Annotated in this window: 16 protein-coding genes; 5 read left to right on the top strand and 11 right to left on the bottom strand. The window is 73.9% G+C overall.

Features of this window, described 5'->3' with window-relative positions; genetic code table 11:
* Positions 1–2 precede the first annotated feature (2 nt).
* The 3 genes from AB0L89_RS33620 to AB0L89_RS33610 all read right to left on the bottom strand — a co-directional run bounded on the left by AB0L89_RS33620 (position 3) and on the right by AB0L89_RS33610 (position 2,370).
* Complete coding sequence (locus tag AB0L89_RS33620) at positions 3–197, bottom strand: hypothetical protein (RefSeq protein ID WP_365149696.1); 195 nt, start codon at positions 195–197, stop codon at positions 3–5.
* Between the two features lie 47 nt (positions 198–244).
* Complete coding sequence (locus AB0L89_RS33615) at positions 245–1,525, bottom strand: DUF418 domain-containing protein (RefSeq protein WP_365149693.1); 1,281 nt, start codon at positions 1,523–1,525, stop codon at positions 245–247.
* An 89-nt stretch (positions 1,526–1,614) separates the two neighbouring features.
* Positions 1,615–2,370, bottom strand: coding sequence for a GDSL-type esterase/lipase family protein (locus AB0L89_RS33610; protein WP_365149690.1), 756 nt, complete (start codon positions 2,368–2,370; stop codon positions 1,615–1,617).
* 118 nt (positions 2,371–2,488) lie between these two features.
* Here AB0L89_RS33610 and AB0L89_RS33605 point away from each other — a divergent pair, with 118 nt between their 5' ends.
* Positions 2,489–3,481 carry a WD40 repeat domain-containing protein gene (locus AB0L89_RS33605; RefSeq protein ID WP_365149687.1) on the top strand — a complete coding sequence of 331 codons (993 nt, stop codon included), beginning with the start codon at positions 2,489–2,491 and terminating at the stop codon, positions 3,479–3,481.
* Here the strand turns inward: AB0L89_RS33605 and AB0L89_RS33600 are convergent.
* Positions 3,478–4,269: a TetR/AcrR family transcriptional regulator gene (locus tag AB0L89_RS33600; RefSeq protein WP_365149684.1), complete on the bottom strand. Its 792-nt coding sequence runs from the start codon at positions 4,267–4,269 to the stop codon at positions 3,478–3,480. The genes AB0L89_RS33605 and AB0L89_RS33600 overlap by 4 nt on opposite strands.
* Positions 4,270–4,383: 114 nt before the next feature.
* Between AB0L89_RS33600 and AB0L89_RS33595 the strand changes: the two genes are divergently transcribed.
* Entirely contained in the window at positions 4,384–5,358 is a 975-nt protein-coding gene (locus AB0L89_RS33595) for an ATP-binding cassette domain-containing protein (protein WP_365149681.1), read from the top strand.
* Positions 5,355–6,185 (top strand): ABC transporter permease, encoded by an 831-nt coding sequence (locus AB0L89_RS33590; RefSeq protein ID WP_365149678.1) that lies wholly within the window; start codon positions 5,355–5,357, stop codon positions 6,183–6,185. Before AB0L89_RS33595 ends, AB0L89_RS33590 begins: the two co-directional genes overlap by 4 nt.
* A 67-nt stretch (positions 6,186–6,252) precedes the next feature.
* On the opposite strand, the gene serC is transcribed toward AB0L89_RS33590, so the two are convergent.
* From serC to AB0L89_RS33555, 7 genes are all read right to left on the bottom strand, one after another.
* A complete protein-coding gene (serC, locus tag AB0L89_RS33585; RefSeq protein ID WP_365149675.1) occupies positions 6,253–7,371 on the bottom strand; it encodes a phosphoserine transaminase in 1,119 nt (372 codons plus the stop codon).
* A gap of 133 nt (positions 7,372–7,504) precedes the next feature.
* Positions 7,505–8,815: a cytochrome P450 gene (locus AB0L89_RS33580; protein WP_365149672.1), complete on the bottom strand. Its 1,311-nt coding sequence runs from the start codon at positions 8,813–8,815 to the stop codon at positions 7,505–7,507.
* Positions 8,812–10,074, bottom strand: coding sequence for a cytochrome P450 (locus tag AB0L89_RS33575; RefSeq protein WP_365149669.1), 1,263 nt, complete (start codon positions 10,072–10,074; stop codon positions 8,812–8,814). Before AB0L89_RS33575 ends, AB0L89_RS33580 begins: the two co-directional genes overlap by 4 nt.
* Positions 10,071–10,721 carry an ATP/GTP-binding protein gene (locus tag AB0L89_RS33570; protein WP_365149666.1) on the bottom strand — a complete coding sequence of 217 codons (651 nt, stop codon included), beginning with the start codon at positions 10,719–10,721 and terminating at the stop codon, positions 10,071–10,073. The genes AB0L89_RS33575 and AB0L89_RS33570 overlap by 4 nt, the downstream gene beginning before the upstream one ends.
* Positions 10,702–11,058 (bottom strand): DUF742 domain-containing protein, encoded by a 357-nt coding sequence (locus AB0L89_RS33565; RefSeq protein ID WP_365149663.1) that lies wholly within the window; start codon positions 11,056–11,058, stop codon positions 10,702–10,704. Before AB0L89_RS33565 ends, AB0L89_RS33570 begins: the two co-directional genes overlap by 20 nt.
* Positions 11,055–11,498 (bottom strand): roadblock/LC7 domain-containing protein, encoded by a 444-nt coding sequence (locus tag AB0L89_RS33560; RefSeq protein ID WP_365149660.1) that lies wholly within the window; start codon positions 11,496–11,498, stop codon positions 11,055–11,057. Before AB0L89_RS33560 ends, AB0L89_RS33565 begins: the two co-directional genes overlap by 4 nt.
* The gene (locus AB0L89_RS33555) at positions 11,495–13,042 is read right to left on the bottom strand and encodes an ATP-binding protein (protein ID WP_365149657.1); all 1,548 of its coding nucleotides are present in this window, start codon (positions 13,040–13,042) and stop codon (positions 11,495–11,497) included. Before AB0L89_RS33555 ends, AB0L89_RS33560 begins: the two co-directional genes overlap by 4 nt.
* A gap of 157 nt (positions 13,043–13,199) precedes the next feature.
* Between AB0L89_RS33555 and AB0L89_RS33550 the strand changes: the two genes are divergently transcribed.
* Both AB0L89_RS33550 and AB0L89_RS33545 read left to right on the top strand, forming a co-directional pair.
* Positions 13,200–16,043, top strand: a complete 2,844-nt coding sequence (locus AB0L89_RS33550) for an FAD-binding and (Fe-S)-binding domain-containing protein (RefSeq protein WP_365149655.1) — start codon at positions 13,200–13,202, stop codon at positions 16,041–16,043.
* 142 nt (positions 16,044–16,185) lie between these two features.
* Positions 16,186–17,379: an SPFH domain-containing protein gene (locus tag AB0L89_RS33545; protein ID WP_365149652.1), complete on the top strand. Its 1,194-nt coding sequence runs from the start codon at positions 16,186–16,188 to the stop codon at positions 17,377–17,379.
* The last annotated feature ends 388 nt before the right edge of the window (positions 17,380–17,767 follow it).

Genomic DNA, 17,767 nt, shown 5'->3' with positions numbered 1-17,767 from the left:
GCTCAGTCCGCCGTACGCAGCAGGTACGCCACCGCGCAGCCCACCCCGGCGACGGCGCAGGCGCCCACCGTGAGGGACCGGCCGGTGTCCCCGAGCCCCAGCAGGACGCTGACGCCGTACCCGACCGCGATCCCGAGGACGGTGAACCCGGTGTACGTCCACACCGTCCGCTGCAGCCTGCGCTCCTGGTAGTTCATGCGCCGATCCTGCCGTGCGGGACGGCGGGAGCGGCAGCCGGGTCCCGTCAGGGCCGGTACATCACGCGCCGCAGCACCGTCTCCACCGGCCCCCGCCGCCCCGCCCGTTCCAGGGCGTACGCGCCGGCCACCGTCACCAGCCACACCCCGACCGCGACCAGCGCCATCGTCGCGCTCGTCAGGTGGGCGCCGAGGCCCAGGCCCCAGGCGGCGAGCAGCGGGGCGAAGAGGAGGGAGTGGGCGAGGTAGCAGGACAGGGAGCGTTTGCCGACGGCCGAGACCGCGTCGACCGCCTTCGCGCCGCGACGCGTCGGGCGGCGCGTCCACCAGTGGACGAACAGCGCGACGGCGGCGACGTACCCCAGACCCGCGGCGTTCCCGGTGAGTTCGCGCAGGACGGTCAGCGCCCCGGACTCGCTCTGCGCGTCGTCCGGCACGTCGAGCGCGCCGATGTGCGCGAGCGCGGCGGGCAGCGCGCCCAGCCAGCCGACCGCGATGCCGATGACGGCGGTGCGGCGCAGCAGCGGCAGATGGCGTCCCGGCTCCTCAAGGACGCGGCGGCGCGCGGCCCAGAACCCCAGCAGGAAGACGGTGAAGCCGCCCCCGACGAGGGAGAGGGGTGCCGCGACGAACGTGACGAAGACGCCGCTGGCGAAGCGGGTGCGGGCCGCATCGGGCCAACTGGTGTCGTCCGCCGCGTACGCCGTCGCGCCGGGCTCGGCGCCCGCGTCGCCGAGCGAGCCCAACCCGCCGTGCAGCGCGGCCGATACGACCGGCTGCGCGGCGACGTACAGCATCAGCACGACGCCGACGCCGATCCACCACTTCAGCGCGCGGTCGCCCCGGCGCAGGAAGAGCAGGCCGAGGGCGAGGCTCAGCACCCCGTAATAGCCGACGATGTCGCCCGCCATGAGGAGGGTGGAGTGCGCGAGGCCGATGACGATCAGGCAGAGGCTGCGCCTGCGCAGGATGCCGACGGCGCCGCGCGGGGTGGTCCCCGCTGCGGTCTGACGCAGGTACAGCTGCGTCATCCCGTATCCGAAGAGGAACGCGAAGAGCGGGTACACGCGCAGGTCCAGGACGGTGATCATCGTGAACTGCACGGCGTGGTCGAGCGGTCCGCCGTTCACGGGCTGCCACCCGGAGGGCCCGTAGGACGACCTCCAGAGGTGGAAGGCGGTGTTGGACAGCACGATGAGCAGGAGCATCAGCCCCCGGGCCAGGTCGGGGGCGAGGGCCCGCCCGCTCGCCCCGGCGCCCGCGCGCGGGGCGCGGCGGGGTGCCGCCGTCTTCGTCGTCGTCCCGGTCACCGGGGTGTCGGCCGTCATGCCTGGACGGTAGGAAGCCGCTCCAGGGCCCCGCGTCCGCCTTCCGGCCAGGAGGCCGTGACCTTCGGCCAGGAAACGGCGACCTTCGGCTAGGAGGCGGCCACCAAAGCGGGGCCGTCGGGGTCGTGCGGGTCGTGCACGTCGTGCGGGCTGTACGCGTCGTGCGGGTCGGGGGATCCCGGGGTTCCCCACGCCTGGGCCATCGCCGTCGCGAAGGCGTCCGCCAGCTTGTGCTCGCCGCTCGCGTTCGGGTGCGTGCCGTCGTAGGTGTCGACGTGGATGTCGTACGAGGCCGGGCGCGAGGCCAACAGCAGCGGCGAGGCGCCCGTGTCCAGGTCCGCCACCGTCTTGGCGAGCAGTTCGTTGAAGCGGGCGACCTCGGCGGCGAAGGGCGCGTCCGTCTCGGCGCGGATGTTGGGGATCACCGGCAGCAGGACCATGCGGATCCCCGGGTGGGCCGTGCGGGCGCGGGCGACGAAGGCGCGGACGTTGGCGGCGGTCTGCTCCGCGTTCGTGTAGAAGCCGAGGTCGATCAGGCCCAGCGAGATGAGCAGCACGTCGGCGGGGTCGCGGGCGAGCGCGGCGGGGATCTCCCGCGCCATGTGCAGCCAGCCCTCGCCCCAGCCCGCGAGGTGGTGGCGGGGGAAGTCCGGTGCGGCGTCGGCGTAGTCGTGGGAGACGGGGGCGCCCGCAGCCTTGTCGTAGAGGGCGGTGCGCGGGCCGACCACGGCGAAGCCGTCGTCCCCGTACGTGTCCCGCAGGTGCTGCCACATGCGGTGGCGCCAGGTGCGTTCCCCGGCGCTTCCGATCGTCATCGAGTCGCCGACGAACATGAACCTGAGCATCCGCTCATCATGGCGGATCCGGGTCCCCGCCTGCGATGTGAGGCTGAGCACGCCGCACGCTCCCGTGCGGGGCCGCGCGCGGCGCACGGCCCCGCGCCGGGATGGCACGCTTGGGCCCATGCGTTCGCTTCGGGCTGTTCCGTCTGTTGTCGCCGGTGCCGTGGGGCTCGTCGCCGTGGGGGCGTTCGCCGCGCCCGCCGCGGCCGACGGCCACGACTCGTTCACCATCAAGGACCCGCGGATCGTGGAGTCCAGCGGCCTGGCCGCCTCCCGCGCCCACCCCGGCGTCTACTGGACGCACAACGACCAGGACAAGGGCGCCTTCCTCTACGCCGTCGACTCCCGGACCGGCGAGACGGTCGCCACCGTCACCATGACCGGCGTCGGCGCCCCGCGTGACGTCGAGGCGATCTCGGTCGGCAGCGACGGCAACCTCTACGTCGGCGACATCGGCGACAACCTGGGCGGCACCTGGCCCCACGTGTGGATCTACCAGCTGCCCGAGCCGAAGGAGCTGAAGGACCAGAGCGTGCGCGCCACGCGGTACGTCGTGAAGTACGCCGACGGGCCCCGCGACGCCGAGGCGCTGATGGTGCATCCGAAGACGGGCCGGATCTACATCGCCGACAAGAAGGAGAACGGCGGCAGCCTCTACGAAGGGCCCGCCGAGATGTCGGCCTCGCGGACCAATGTCTTCAAGAAGATCGCCGACACCGACCTGTGGGTGACCGACGGCGCGTTCTCGCCCGACGGGAAACAGCTCGCCCTGCGCGAGTACTTCGGCGGTGCCTCCTTCGCCTGGAAGGGCGCGGGCAGGGCGCCGGAGCGGGAGGGACGGCTGAGCGTGCCGTTCCAGCGGCAGGGCGAGTCCGTCACGTACACGACGGACGGCACGACGCTGATGTACGGCACCGAGGGCGCGCAGAGCAAGGTCACGCCCGTGGAGGTGGCGGGGAAGGGCGGTTCCGGCTCGGGCTCCGGCAAGGGCGGACCGGACGGCGGCGGCCAAGGGGCGGGCATCGACGGCGACTTCAAGACGGGTGCCGTCGCGCTGGCCGCCGTCGTGCTCGCGTTCTTCGGGCTGAAGAGGCTGCTGCGCAAGAAGGCCTAGGCCTGCCCGGCCGCGCGCCGTGCGACCAGGACGTCCAGGCCGTCCAGCAGGCGTTGCAGGCCGAACTCGAAGTGGTCGAAGTCCGGGCCGAACGCGTCCTCGGAGAGCTCCGCGAGCACCGGGTACCTGCCGCTCGTCATGATCCGCTCCAGCGTGGGCGCCTGCGCCTCCCAGAACGCCTGGTCCGTCAGGCCGCTCTTCTTCACCGCCTCCGCCTCGTGCACATGGGTGCGGGCGACCCCGGTGACGTACCCCTCGACCATGATGATCACGCCGATCAGCTCGGGGTCGGTGAGGCCCATCGGCTTGATGCGGGACAGGGTGCGGTCCAGGCCGCCGACGGCGCCGGGGCCGAGCACGGGGCGGGCCTGGTTGACGTGGAGCAGCCAGGGGTGGTCCCGGTACAGGACGAGGGTCTCGCGGGCGTACCCCTCGACGCCCTCGCGCCAGGTGCCCGTCCAGGGCTCCTCGTCCTCGGGCACCGTGAACACGCGGTCCAGCATGAGGTCGAGCAGGTCGCCCTTGCCGGAGACGTAGCGGTACAGGGACATCGTGCCGGTGCCGAGCTCCGTGGACAGGCGGCGCATCGAGACGGCTCCGATGCCCTCGGCGTCCGCGAGGCGCACCGCCTCGGTGACGATCCGGTCCAGGGTGAGCCCCGGCTTGGGGCCCCGGGTCGGGCGCTCGGCCTTGCCCCAGAGCAGTTCCAGGCTGCGGGTGATCTCGCTGCCGGTGCGCGTGCCGTCCTCGCCGTTGCGCCGGCCGGCCTCGCCGTTCGTGCTCGTCATGGCTCTCACCCTAATCGCCCGCCCATGAATTGAGTACGCCGTACCCACTGAAACTGGGTACGGTGTACTCTCCACTGAGTACGGCGTACCCAGATAAGGGGAGAAGGGCAGGCCATGAACGGAAACGGCTTCGCGGTACGGGCCGAGGGGCTCCGCAAGCGCTACGGGGACAAGGACGCCCTCGACGGCTTCGATCTGCGCGTCGGGCAGGGCACGGTGCACGGACTGCTCGGCCCCAACGGCGCGGGCAAGACCACCGCCGTGCGGATCCTGTCCACGCTCGTCCGCCTCGACGAGGGCCGCGCCGAGGTGGCCGGCGCCGACGTGGCGCGCGAGCCCGCCCTCGTACGCGGCCGCATCGGCCTCGCCGGGCAGTACGCCGCGGTCGACGAGGTCCTCACCGGGCGGCAGAACCTGGAGATGTTCGGCCGCCTCTTCCACCTGGGCGCCCGCCGCGCGGCCCGGCGCGCCCAGGAGCTCCTGGAGCAGTTCCACCTGGAGGACGCGGCGGAGAAGGGCGCGGGCCAGTACAGCGGCGGCATGCGGCGCCGCCTCGACCTCGCCGCCTCGATGATCCTCGCGCCCGCCGTCCTCTTCCTCGACGAGCCGACCACCGGACTCGACCCGCGCGGCCGCCTCGAAGTCTGGGACTCCGTACGGGACTTGGTGGCACGCGGCACGACCGTGCTGCTCACCACCCAGTACCTGGAGGAGGCCGACCGGCTCGCCTCCCGCATCACCGTCATCGACCGCGGCCGGGCCATCGCCGACGACACCCCCGACGGCCTGAAGAACACCGTGGGCGGCAGCCACCTCGACGTCGTGGTGCGCGAGAGCGCCGACCTGCCCGCCGCGGTCCGTGCCGTCACCCGCGTCTGCGACGGCGAACCGCTCGCCGTCCCCCTGGAGCGCCGCGTGCAGGCCGCCGTGACCGACCGGGTCGGCGCCCTGACCGAGGTGGCGCGGACCCTGCGCGACGCGGGCGTCGTCGTCGAGGACATCGGCCTGCGCAGGCCGAGCCTGGACGACGTGTTCCTGCGCCTTACGGGACAGGCCTCCGACGACGACGAGCGGGCGGTGGCCGCATGAGCGCCGTCCTCACCACCGGCCCCGCGCGCGGACGGCTGCACTGGGCCCTCGTCGACTGCTGGAACGTCACCCGCCGCTATCTGACCCACTATCTGCGCCAACCCGTCACCATCGTCTGGCAGTTGGGCTTCCCCATCATCAGCGTGCTGCTGTACGCCTTCGTCTTCGGCGAGGCGATGAAGGTGCCCGGCGGGGGCGACGACGGCGACTACACGCAGTTCCTGATGCCCGGCATGTTCGTGATGACCATGGCCTTCGGGTTCATGAACACCGCGGTGGGCGTGGCCACGGACTCGACGAAGGGCGTCATCGACCGCTTCCGCTCGATGCCGATGGCACCCTCCGCGGCGGTGTCCGGGCGGGGCCTCGCCGACCTGATCGTGGCCTGCGCCGAGCTGGCCATCCTCGCGGTGACCGCCCTCGCCATCGGCTGGCGCTCCGAAGCGGGGCTCCTCGACACCCTCGCCGCCTTCGGGCTGCTGCTGCTCCTGCGGTTCAGCCTGATCTGGGTGGGCGTCCTCCTCGGGCTCGTGGTGCCGAGCCCGGAGGCGGCCGGCGGGCTCTACGCCGTCGCCTTCCCGCTCACGATGATCTCCAGCATCTTCGTGGCGCCGTCGCTGATGCCCGACTGGCTCGGCCCGGTCGCCGCGTGGAACCCGGTGTCCTCGACGGGTACGGCCACCCGTGAGCTGTTCGGCAACCCCGGTGCGGGCGGCGGCAGTTGGGTGGAGCAGCACGCCCTGCTGATGTCCGTGGTGTGGCCGCTGGCGGTCTCGCTGGTCTTCCTGCCGCTCGCGGTACGGAAGTTCCAGCAGCTCAGCCGCTGAGAGCACGCGAACGGGGGCGCCCGGCACGGTCAGGTGCCGGGCGCCCCCGTCGGCGTACGCGCTGAGGTCAGAGCTTCTCGATGACGTAGTCGATGCACTGGGTGAGCGCCTCGACGTCCGCCGGGTCGACCGCCGGGAACATCGCGATCCGCAGCTGGTTGCGGCCGAGCTTGCGGTACGGCTCCGTGTCGACGATGCCGTTCGCGCGCAGGGCCTTCGCGACCGCCGCCGCGTCGATCTCGTCCGCGAAGTCGATCGTGCCGATGACCCGCGAGCGCTTGGCCGGGTCGGTGACGAACGGCGTCGCGTACTTGGACTCCTCGGCCCAGCCGTACAGCGCGGCCGAGGAGGCGGCGGTGCGGCCGGTGGTGAACTCCAGGCCGCCCTGGCCGTTCATCCAGTCCAGCTGCTCGGCGAGCAGGAAGAGCGTGGCGAGCGCCGGGGTGTTGTACGTCTGGTTCTTGCGGGAGTTGTCGATCGCCGTCGGCAGCGAGAAGAACTCCGGGACGTGCCGGCCGGACGCGTGGATCCGCTCGGCGCGCTCGATCGCGGCCGGGGAGAACAGGCCGATCCACAGGCCGCCGTCCGCGGCGAAGGACTTCTGCGGGGCGAAGTAGTAGACGTCCGACTCGGCGACGTCGACCGGCAGGCCGCCCGCGCCGGACGTGGCGTCCACCAGGACCAGGGCCCCGGGGTCCGCGCCGTCGACGCGCTTGATCGGGGCCGCGACACCCGTGGAGGTCTCGTTGTGCGTGAGGGCGTAGACGTCGACGCCCGCCTCCGCCTTCGGGTCCGGGTGGGTGCCCGGGTCCGAGGCGATCACGGTGGGCTCGGCCAGCCACGGGGCGAGCTTGGCGGCCTTCGCGAACTTGGAGGAGAACTCGCCGAAGCTGAGGTGCTGCGACTTGTTCTCGATCAGGCCGTGCGTCGCCACGTCCCAGAAGGCGGTGGAGCCGCCGTTGCCGAGGATCACCTCATAGCCCTCGGGCAGGGAGAAGAGGTCCTTGACGCCATCGCGCACCCGGCCGACCAGGTTCTTGACCGGGGCCTGACGGTGGGAGGTGCCGAGGAGGGAGGTGCCGGTGGCGGCCAGGGCGTCCAGCGCCTCCGTACGCACCTTGGAGGGGCCCGCGCCGAAACGGCCGTCGGCGGGCTTCATGTCAGCGGGAATCTGGATCTCAGCCACGGCAGGAGCCTAGCGGCTCAAGTCAAGCCGTCCTGCCGGTGTCCGCCCGGTGAGATCGTGCGTCCCACCGGGCGTGGACGACTCGGGGCTCCGCCCGGACCCCGCTCCTCAGGCGCCGGAGGGGCCGACCCTCCTAGCTCCCCAGCCGCACCGGCAGTTCGTACAGGTCGTTCTGCGTCACCACCGGCTTGTTGCGCAGGTCCGTGCGCGGGACCGCGAGGGTCAGGCCGGGGAAGCGGGCGTACAGGGCCGGCAGCGCCACCCCGGCCTCCAGGCGGGAGAGCGCGGCGCCGGGGCAGACGTGCGGGCCGTGGCCGAAGGAGATGTGGCGGGTGGGGGACGTGCGGGTGATGTCGAAGGCGCCCGCCGTGGGCCCGTGGGCCTGCTCGTCGTGGCCGATCGCGCCGTACGAGACGATCAGCGCGTCCCCCTTCGGGATCACCTTGTCGCCGACCGGGACGTCCTCGGCGGCGAAGCGGATCAGGACGTGCGAGGTGGGGGTCGAGAAGCGCAGGGTCTCCTCGATCACCGCGTCCCAGCCGACCTCGCCGGAGCGGACCAGGGCCAGCTGCTCGGGGTGGGCGGAGAGGTTGACGACGGCGTTCACGATGAGGGAGATCGTCGTCTCGTGGCCGGCCGCGACCATCAGCTGGAGCGTGGAGAGGATCTCCGCGTCGGTGAGGTGGTCGCCGTCCTCGGAGGCCTGGATGAGCGCGCTGGTCAGGTCGTCGCCGGGCTCGGCACGGCGGGCCGCGACGACCCTGCCCATCATCTCGGCGAGCTCGCCGAGCGTGGCCACGACCTCCTCGGGCGGGGTCTGGGAGGAGAAGAACTTGTCGAACAGCACCTTCAGGCGCGGGTGGTCGGCCTCGTCGATGCCCATCAGGTCGCTGATGACGTACATGGGCAGGGGGTAGGCGAACGCGGCCTTCAGGTCGACGACACCGGATCCCTCAGCCCCCTCAGACCCCTCAGACCCCTCAGACCCCTCAGACCCCTCAGACCCCTCAGTCCCCTCAGCTCCCTGCGACGCGGCGGAGCCGGCGGCGGCGACCTGGTCGAGGAGGCCCTCGGTCAGCTCCGCGATGCGGCCCCGCATGTGCTCCACCCGGCGCGGCGTCAGCGCCTGCGCGACCAGCGCGCGCATCCGGCGGTGCTCCTCGCCGTCGACCGTCAGCATGGAACGGCCGGGGTTGGCCAGGCCGATCAGCGGCCAGTCGGCGGGTATCTCGCCGCGCCGCCAGGCGCCCCAGACCTCGATGTCCTTCACCAGGCGCTTGTCGGTGAGGAGTTGGCGGGCCTCGGCGTGGTGGGTGACCGCCCATACCGGGACGCCGCCGGGCAGCTCGACCTCGGCGAGCGGGCCCGCCGCGCGCAGCCGCGCGCCCTCGCCCTCCAGGTCGGTGACGAACGGGTCGAGGGCGATTCTGTCGGAGCCTGTCATCTGGGTTCTCCAAGGGCTGAGGTCGGGGTGAAGGCAACCGGCAGCTCGGTCAGGCCGCGCAGCCAGGGCGAGGGGCGGCGGGTCAGGGACTCGGCCGGGACCGCGAGGTCGAGGTCGGGCAGCCGGTCGAGGAGCACCTCGATGCCGGTCCGCGCGATGACCTCGGCGACCTCCTGGGCGGGGAAGGGGCAGCGGTGCTCGCCGTGCCCGAAGGAGAAGTGGGCGCTGTTGCCGCCGGTCAGGGCGGACCCGTCGGTGCGGACCTGTGGGTCGGCGTTGGCGGCGGCGAGGCCGAGCAGCAGCAGGTCGCCCGCGTTGATGCGGCGCCCGCCCAGCTGGGTGTCGCGCGAGGCCCAGCGCCCGGCGACGTTCTGGGTGGGGGTGTCCTCCCAGAGGACCTCGTTCATGGCCTCGGCGACGCTGTGCCGGCCGCCGAAGAGGGAGGCGGCGAAGCGGTCGTCGGTGAGCATCAGGCGCAGCGAGTTGCCGATCCAGTCGGCGGTCGGCTGGTGGCCCGCCGCCATCATGACCATCAGGTCCTGGGCGATCTCCTCGTCGGTGAAGCCGGAGCCGTCCTGCGCGAGCTGGGTCTCCAGCATGTACGAGGCCACGTCCTGGCCCGGGTCGGCATGCTTGTCCGCGAGCAGCGCGACCATCGACGAGGCGAGGTGGTGCTGGCCCGCGAGCGCCCGCTCCCGTCCGTCGATCATGTCGTTCATGGCGGTGACGAGGCCGGGGCCCTGCGCGTCGGAGAAGCCGTAGATGCGGGCCAGGACGCGCACGGGCAGGAGCATCGCGTACTCGGCGACGATCTCCGTGGCGCCCTTGCCGCAGAACCGGTCGATGAGCTCGTCCGCGAACTGCTCGGCGTGCGCCTTGAGTTCGAAGGGGTCGACGGACTCCAGGGCGTGGGCGATCATCGCGGCGCGCTGCACGTGCCGCTCGCCGACGGTGTAGAGGATCGAGGGCTGCTTGTGGCCGATCATCGGGAGCAGCGGCCAGTCGGCGGGGATGTGCGGCCACTGGTTCCACAGCTCGGAGTCGCGGCTGAACAGGACCGGGTCGCCGGTGACCTGGTGCAGTTCGCGGTAGCCGAGGACCAGCCAGGCGGGCACGTCGCCGTCCAGGAGGACGGGCGCGACGGGGCCGTGGTCGCGCCGCATCTCCCGGTACAGCACCGCGGGTTCGGCGGCGAACCGGGGCCCGGACAGCGGGACGGGACCGGGCGCGGCGGCGGCACCGGTTACGGGGCAGGTCACTGGGCGGTCTCCTGGGCGTGCGGCGCGGCGGCGTACCGCGACTTGAGGTGCTCGACGAGCGTGATCAGGACGTCCTTGCCGGACTGTCGGGAGCGCGCGTCGCAGTCGATGAGCGGCACCCCGGGATCCAGGTCGAGCGCCTCGCGCAGCTCCCCGGGGGTGGGGGCGGGGCCGCCGAAGTCGTTGCGGGCCACGATGAACGGGGTGCCGTGGTGCTCCAGGCGGTCGATCGCGTACCAGGAGTCCTCCAGGCGGCGGGTGTCGACGAGGACGACCGCGCCGAGCGTGCCGGAGAAGAGGCGGTCCCACAGGAACCAGAAGCGCTCCTGGCCGGGGGCGCCGAAGAGGTAGAGGACGTTGCGCGCGTCGAGCGAGATGCGGCCGAAGTCGAAGGCGACGGTCGTGGAGGTCTTGGCGCGCAGCCCGTCGAGGCCGCCGGTCTCGTCGATGCCCCGGCCGGCCTGGGTCATCGTCTCCTCGGTGGTGAGGGGGCGGATCTCGCTGACCGAGCGGACCAGGGTGGTCTTGCCGACGCCGAAGCCGCCGACCACGACGATCTTGAGCCCGTTGTCGGCGGTCGCGGCCAGCTCCCGGTGCCCGGACGTACGGTCGGGCGCGGGCGTACGTTCAGAGGTTGCGGAGTCCAACGAGCACCTGCTCCAGGATGTCGGGGTCGGGAAGGCTGTGGTCGGCGGCGGCGCGCGGGTGCCGGGCGCTGATCCGGCCCGCGTCGAGCAGGTCGGAGAGCAGGATGCGCGTGATGCTCACCGGCAGGCCGAGCTCGGCGGCGATCTCCACCACGGCCGTCGGCAGGTGGCACAGCCGCAGGATCGCGGTGTGCTCGGACTGCATGCCGGGCACCGGGTCCGACTCGGCGACGACGAGGGTCACCAGGTCGAAGGGGGTGTCGGGCGCGGACCGGCTGCGCCCTCCGGTGAGGGTGTACAGCCGGTCGGGGGAGTCGTCGCGGCCGGGGCGGCTCATGAGGCGGGCAGGGTGCGGCCGCCGTCCGCGCGGGGCTCGGCGCGCAGGTGCTCGCCGAGCTGCTCGACGAGCTCGCTCATGGTGTGCCCGACCATGCCCGCGTCGGCGTCCTCGGCGGCGATGACCGCGAGGTGCGCGCCCTCGCCCGCCTCGACGATGAAGAGGATGCCGCCGTAGAACTCGGTCATCGCCGAGCGGACCCCGCCGCTGCCGTCGCCGAACTCGGCGGACGCGCCGTGCGACAGGGACTGGATGCCGGCGGCTATCGCGGCGAGCTGGTCGGCCTGGTCGACGGAGAGTTCGGGGGTGCGGCACAGCTTCAGGCCGTCCCGGGAGAGCACGAGGGCGTGGCGGGCCCCGGGGGTGCGCTCCAGGAGCCCTTCGAGGAGCCAGGTGAGCTTGTCGTCGGTGGTGCTGCCGGGGGTGGTGCCGGTGGTCATCGGGGGGATTCGCCTTCCGGGTACGGGGGAGTTGCGGGGGCGTCCGCGCCCTCGGCGGAACCGGTGGGACCGGCGGGTTCCGTGGGCTCCTGGGGAGTGGTGCGGACGGCCTGACGGAAGCTGCTGAAGCGGGCCGCGGTGCTCGCGGCGGTGCCGGAGCGCGGCCGGATGCGGGTCTCGCCGGTGTCGCTGTCGGCGCGGGCGCGCTCGGCGGCGGCGAGGGTGCGGCCGCGGGGGCGCTTGGGGAGCGAGCCGGTGGCGGCGGGCGCCGGGGCGGCGGGCGGCGCGGGGGCCTCGGCCGCGGTCTCGTGCGTGGGCACGGGGTCGGGGTCGACGCGGTCGAGGGCGACGTCGAGGGCGGTCTCGGGGGCGGCAGGGGGGCTCGTCAGGGCCGGGACAGCCGGGGCGGCCGGGGCGGCCGGGGCGGCCGGGCGGACCGCCGGGGCCGGGGGCAGGGCCTGCGCGGGGGCGGGAGCGGTCTCCGAGGGGCGGGAGAGCAGCTCCTGCGGTATCAGCAGGAGCACGCCCGTGCCGCCGCGCGCGGAGGGCCGGAACGACACCGTCAGACCGTGCTTGCGGGCCAGCCTGCCGACCACCGCGAGACCGAGCCGGGTGCCCGACAGACCGCCGAGGCCCGTCGTCTCGCCGGACACGGCCTGCTCGGCGCGGCGCTGCTGCACCGCGCCCATCACCAGGCCGCTGTCCTCGACGGAGACGATGACGCCGGCCGCGACTTCCTCGATGTAGACGTGCACTTCGGAGGTGGGCGGCGAGAAGTTCGCTGCGTTGTCCAGGAGTTCGGCCAGGGCGTGCATGACGCCCTCGGCCGCGTGGCCCGCCACGGCGACGTCGCTGGCCGAGTGGACGCGTACGCGCTGGTAGCCGCCGATGCGGCCCATCGCGCCGCGCAGGATCGACTCCATGACGATGGGCCGGGCCCAGCGGCGGCCCGAGCGGGCGCCGGTGAGGACGGCCACCGAGTCGGCGATGCGGCCGGCCTGCGCGGTCCTGTGGTCCAGGTGGAGGAGGTCGGTGAGGACGTCCTCGTCGGCGTGCCTGCCCTCCATGTCGCGCAGGTCGGCGAGCATGCCGGTGGCCAGGGCCTGCATGCGGCCCGCCGCGTTGGCGCAGGCGGCGAGGGCGGCGGCGCGCTCGGACTCGGCGGTGCGGGCGCGCACGGTCAGTTCGGTCCGCTCCCGCGCGAAGAACTCGGTCAGCGCGGTGCGTTCGCGGGTGAACTCCTCGGTCCGGGCGGCCTGCTCCCGTACGAGCCGTTCGGCGTCCTGTCGTACGGACTCGGCGTGCCGGCGCTGGAGGCGGGTGCCGCGCAGGCCGTGGAAGGCGAGCGCCACGGCGGCGCTCAGCGCGAGGGAGGCTGCGCCGCATCCCCATGCCAGGGGGGTGCGTACGGAGGCGGGCGCGAGGGCCACGGCGGCTCCGGTGAGCGCCGCGGTGGCCACGGCGCAGGCGAGCAGGACGAGCGCGGTCGGGCGCAGCGGAGGGTGCTCCGTCCCGGGGCGCGCGAAGGGGGTTGGCGCGGTCATCAAACGGGTTCCTCGATCGGAAGCGACACACTCTGCTCAAGAGTTGGTCACTATAGGAGAGTTGCGGACCAAGTGGGGAATCTTTCCGTCCGGATCGTGAAATAGCGGGTGAGGCGGGGTGGTCCCGAGGGGCCCCCGCGGATGCATCCTGGACGGCATGAGCGATCTCGACGGCGGCCCCGACGGCCTGGCGAGGGACCTGCGCGCGGCCGTGCGCGGCGAGGTGGACCTCTCCGTCACCGCACGGGCCCTGCACACCATGGACGCCTCCAACTACCGCCGGGTGCCCGACGCGGTGCTCGCCCCGCGCGACGCCGACGACGTGGCGGCGGCCCTCGCGGTGTGCCGCGCGCGGAACGTGCCGGTCGTGGCGCGTGGCGCGGGCACCTCGATCGCCGGGCAGGCCACCGGAGTCGGCGTCGTCCTCGACTTCACCCGGCACATGAACCGCATCGTGTCCCTGGACCCCGGCGCGCGCACCGCCGTGGTCCAGCCGGGCGTCGTCCTGGACGACCTGCGCTCCGCCGCGGCCGCGCACGGACTGACCTTCGGCCCCGACCCCTCCACCCACAGCCGCTGCACGCTCGGCGGCATGATCGGCAACAACTCCTGCGGGTCGCACTCGGTGGCCTGGGGGACGACGGCCGACAACGTCCACCGGCTGTCGGTCGTCGGAGCCCGGGGCGGCACCCACCGCCTCGGCCACGGCTGGGACGGCGCCCCCGAAGGGCTGCGCCCCCTGGTGGACCGTCACCTGGCGCTCCTGCGCACCGGGTTCCCCGATCTGCCGCGCCGCATCTCCGGCTACGCCCTGGACGCCCTGCTCCCGGAGCGCGGCCCGGACCTCGCCCGTGCCTTCTGCGGCTCGGAGGGCACCCTCGGCATCGTCACCGAAGCGGACGTACGCCTCGTCGAGGCACCCCGCGCGCGGGCGCTCGCCGTGCTCGGGTACGCCGACGAGAGCGCCGCCGCCCAGGCCGCCGCCGGACTGCTCCCGCACGGCCCGCTCACCGTCGAGGGCATGGCCGCCGACCTGGTGCGCGGCTCCTCGCACGCCAACGACCTGCCCAAGGGCGGGGCCTGGCTGTTCGTCGAGACCGGCGGCCAGAGCCCGGCCGAGGCACGCGCGCGTGCCGAGTCGATCGTGCGGGCCGCCGACGTGACGGACGCGCTCGTCGTCGACGACCCCGCAGGACAGCGGTCGCTGTGGCGCGTGCGCGAGGACGCCAGCGGCACGGCGACCCGCATGCCCGACGGCAGCGAGGCCTGGCCCGGCTGGGAGGACTGCGCCGTGCCGCCCGCCCGCCTCGGCGACTACCTGAAGGACTTCAGGGCGCTGCTCGGCGAACACGGCCTGCGCGGCACGCCGTACGGACACTTCGGGGACGGCTGCATCCACGTACGCATCGACTTCGACCTGCTCGGCCGCGAGGGCGTCGCCCGCTTCCGGCGGTTCTCCGAGGACCTCGCCGCGCTGGTCGTCGCGCACGGCGGATCGCTCTCCGGCGAGCACGGCGACGGACAGGCCCGCGCGGAGCTGCTCCCCACGATGTACGGCCCCGAACTCGTCCGCCTCTTCGAGCGCGTGAAGGACGTCTGGGACCCGGCGGGCCTGCTCAACCCCGGCATGCTGGTGCGCCCCGCACCCCTCGACGCCGACCTGCGCTTCGCCCCGCTGCCCCGCGAGCCGGTCGACGTCGCCTTCGGCTATCCGCACGACGGAGGCGACTTCTCGGCCGCGGTCCGCCGCTGCGTGGGCGTCGCCAAGTGCCGTACGTCGAGCCCGGCGTCGCCCACCTCCGTGATGTGCCCGTCGTACCGCGTCACGGGGGAGGAGGAGCACTCCACGCGCGGGCGCGCCCGCCTGCTGCACGAGATGCTCGCGGGCGAGGTGGTCACCGACGGCTGGCGCTCCACCGAGGTCAAGGACGCCCTCGACCTCTGCCTGTCCTGCAAGGGCTGCCGCTCGGACTGCCCGGTGGGCGTCGACATGGCCACGTACAAGGCCGAGTTCCTCCACCACCACTACGAAGGCCGCCGCAGGCCCGCCGCCCACTACGCGATGGGATGGCTGCCGCGCTGGCTGCGGGCCGTCGCCGCGACGCGCACGGCACCGCTCGTCAACGCCCTCGCGCGCATCGGTCCGTTGGCGGCGCTCGGCAAGCGGCTCGGCGGGATCGACGCGCGCCGCCCGGTGCCCGAGGTGGCGACGCGGACCCTGCGGCAGTGGTGGCGGAGCCGGTCGCGGCGGCGGTCCGGGAGCGGCCCGCGCGGCAGGCCACGGCCGGACGTCGTGCTCTGGCCCGACACGTTCACCGACCACCTCTCGCCGGCGGTGGGCCGGGCCGCGGTGCGGGTCCTGGAGGACGCGGGGCTCCTCGTCGCGCTGCCCCCGGACGGCGTGTGCTGCGGCCTGACGTACGTCTCCACCGGCCAGCTCGACCGCGCCCGCGCCGTCCTGCGCGCCACGCTCGACCGCGTCGCCCCGCTCCTGGAAGCCGGCACCCCGGTCGTCGTCCTGGAGCCGAGCTGCGCCGCCGCCCTCAGGACCGACCTCGTCGAACTCCTCGGCGACGACCCGCGCGCGCACCGGCTCGCCGCCTCGGTCCGCACGTTCGCGCAGGCCCTGGAGGAGCTGGCCCCGCAGTGGCGCCCGCCGCGCGTCGACCGCCCGGTGGTCGGCCAGACCCACTGCCACCAGCACGCGGTCCTCGGCGACGCGGCCGAGCGGCGGCTGCGCGAGAAGGCCGGCCTGACGGGCGAGCTGACCGGCGGCTGCTGCGGGCTCGCGGGCAACTTCGGCTTCGAACGCGGCCATTACGAGGTGTCGGCGGCCTGCGCCGAGGAACAGCTGCTCCCCGCGGTGCGGCAGGCCCCCGGGGACGCGGTGGTCCTGGCCGACGGGTTCTCCTGCCGCACGCAGCTGGGGCAGCTGGCGGAGGTGAGGGGGCGGCACCTGGCGGAGGTGCTGGCCGAGCGGCTTCCCGGAGGGGGCCGGTGAGCCCCACAAGGGACGAAAGTCCCGGCCGTAAGGGACCTTTGCCGGTGCAGCCGGGTGTCCCATTCGGGCAGGATCGACATGGTTCATGATCATCTGCCGAGGCGTCAACTGACCTGCGCCCGCGAGAAGTCTGGTTGTGCCCGTGCCGGAAGACCCGAAGGAACCCGCAGCGCCCAAGGGGCCCGGGAAGCCGGTCAAGCCGGTCGGTGGCGCGGCGCGCGAACTGGTCGTACGCAACCGGCACGACTCCATACCGATGGACCTGCTGTTCCGGGGCGACGGGGCGGAACCGGCGAAGCCGAAGTCCCCCGGGGCTCCTGAGGGCGAGCGCGGCACGGGACGGACGCGGGCGGCGGCGCCCGCCGGGGAGGCCTCCGCACCCGAGGGAAGCCGTCCCGCTCCTTGCCCTCCCCGCCCCGACCGCGACCTCGTCGAACGGCGCGGGCGCGCCTGTTCCGGCTGGTGGGCGCTGCTCGTGGCGCTCCTCGCCCTCGCCGGGGCCGGGGCGCTGGTCTGGTCGGGCGGACTGCTCCCCGCGCGGCTCACGGAGTTCCTGCGGCTGCCCGAACGCCCCTCGGGGCAGGGGCTCGACGCCTGGCGCTGGGCGTCCGTCGGCGGCTGCGGGGTCGTCGTGCTCTTCGCGCTGGGCGGGCTGACCCGGGGGCGGGTCGGCAGCGCGTGGACCCTGTCGCTGTTCGGGCGGTACCGGGGGAGCGTGCGGCGCACGGGTCTGGTGTGGATCAGCCCGTTGATGCTGCGCAGGCGGGTCGACGTGCGGCTGCGGCACTGGCGCAGCGAGCCGATGACGGCGGTCGACGCGCAAGGTGTCGAACTGCGGGTCGTCGTGCTGGTGGTGTGGCAGGTCAAGGACGCGGCGCGGGCGCTGTTCACGGTCGACGACCACACGGAGTACCTGCGGGAGCAGGTGGAGGCGGTGACCGCGCGGGTGGCGTCGCGGCTGCCCGCGGACTCCTTCCGCGAGCCCGCGGACGACGTGCCGACGCTGCGGGACGCGGAGGCGGTCGGCGACGCGCTGACCAGGGCGCTGGCGGCGGAGTGCCGGGCCGTGGGCGTCGAGGTCTTCTCCGCGCGGCCGACGCGGGTGGAGTACGCGCCGGAGGTGGCGGCGGCGATGCTGCGGCGGCAGGTGGCGGCGCTCGACGCGAAGCATCGGGACAGTGTGCTGACGTCGGTGCTCGACGCGGTGGACGACACGGTTCATCGGCTGACCGAGCGGGGGCTGGTCGCGCTGGACGACTACGAACGCAAGGCGCTGGTCAAGGACTTGACGGTCGCCTTCTACACCTCCCGAGGCACGGCCCCCGACTCCCGCTGAGGGGGCCCATTCGGCCGCGCCGGGGCCCGGGCCACGGTCATCGCCGCCCGGCACCGGGGTTCCTGCCCGCCTGCACCGGGGCTGGAGCCACACTTCTCGCCGCCCGGCCCCGGGGTTCTTCCCCGCCTGCGCCGGGGCGGGCGCCCCCTTGATCACCACCCGCCACGGTCCGGCTGCGCCGGGGCTGGAGCCACCTTTATCGCTGCCCGGCACCGGGGGCTGTGCCCACCCGTTCCGCCGTGCGGAACGCCTGCCCACAGCGGGGGGCGGCTAGTTCGCCACCGTGCCGCCGCCCACAGCGGAGCGGCACGGTCCCGTCCGCCGCGGCGCGGGCGCACCGGCCCCCACCGGGCCGCACGCGCCCGACCGGCCCGAGGGGACGTGGGGG

Origin of the sequence: Streptomyces sp. NPDC052114, assembly GCF_040680155.1 — a bacterium.
GTDB lineage: Bacteria > Actinomycetota > Actinomycetes > Streptomycetales > Streptomycetaceae > Streptomyces.
This window is presented reverse-complemented; position numbering and strand designations above follow the sequence as displayed.

Bases quoted from the DNA above. Each gene is read 5' to 3' on its own strand.
- AB0L89_RS33580 (WP_365149672.1), bottom strand. From the start codon at position 8,815: ATGACAGGCTCCGACAGAATCGCCCTCGACCCGTTCGTCACCGACCTG.
- AB0L89_RS33550 (WP_365149655.1), top strand. From the start codon at position 13,200: ATGAGCGATCTCGACGGCGGCCCCGACGGCCTGGCGAGGGACCTGCGC.
- AB0L89_RS33595 (WP_365149681.1), top strand. From the start codon at position 4,384: ATGAACGGAAACGGCTTCGCGGTACGGGCCGAGGGGCTCCGCAAGCGC.
- AB0L89_RS33555 (WP_365149657.1), bottom strand. From the start codon at position 13,042: ATGACCGCGCCAACCCCCTTCGCGCGCCCCGGGACGGAGCACCCTCCG.
- AB0L89_RS33620 (WP_365149696.1), bottom strand. From the start codon at position 197: ATGAACTACCAGGAGCGCAGGCTGCAGCGGACGGTGTGGACGTACACC.
- AB0L89_RS33600 (WP_365149684.1), bottom strand. From the start codon at position 4,269: ATGACGAGCACGAACGGCGAGGCCGGCCGGCGCAACGGCGAGGACGGC.
- AB0L89_RS33610 (WP_365149690.1), bottom strand. From the start codon at position 2,370: ATGCTCAGGTTCATGTTCGTCGGCGACTCGATGACGATCGGAAGCGCC.
- AB0L89_RS33565 (WP_365149663.1), bottom strand. From the start codon at position 11,058: ATGAGCCGCCCCGGCCGCGACGACTCCCCCGACCGGCTGTACACCCTC.
- AB0L89_RS33560 (WP_365149660.1), bottom strand. From the start codon at position 11,498: ATGACCACCGGCACCACCCCCGGCAGCACCACCGACGACAAGCTCACC.
- AB0L89_RS33615 (WP_365149693.1), bottom strand. From the start codon at position 1,525: ATGACGGCCGACACCCCGGTGACCGGGACGACGACGAAGACGGCGGCA.
- AB0L89_RS33590 (WP_365149678.1), top strand. From the start codon at position 5,355: ATGAGCGCCGTCCTCACCACCGGCCCCGCGCGCGGACGGCTGCACTGG.
- AB0L89_RS33605 (WP_365149687.1), top strand. From the start codon at position 2,489: ATGCGTTCGCTTCGGGCTGTTCCGTCTGTTGTCGCCGGTGCCGTGGGG.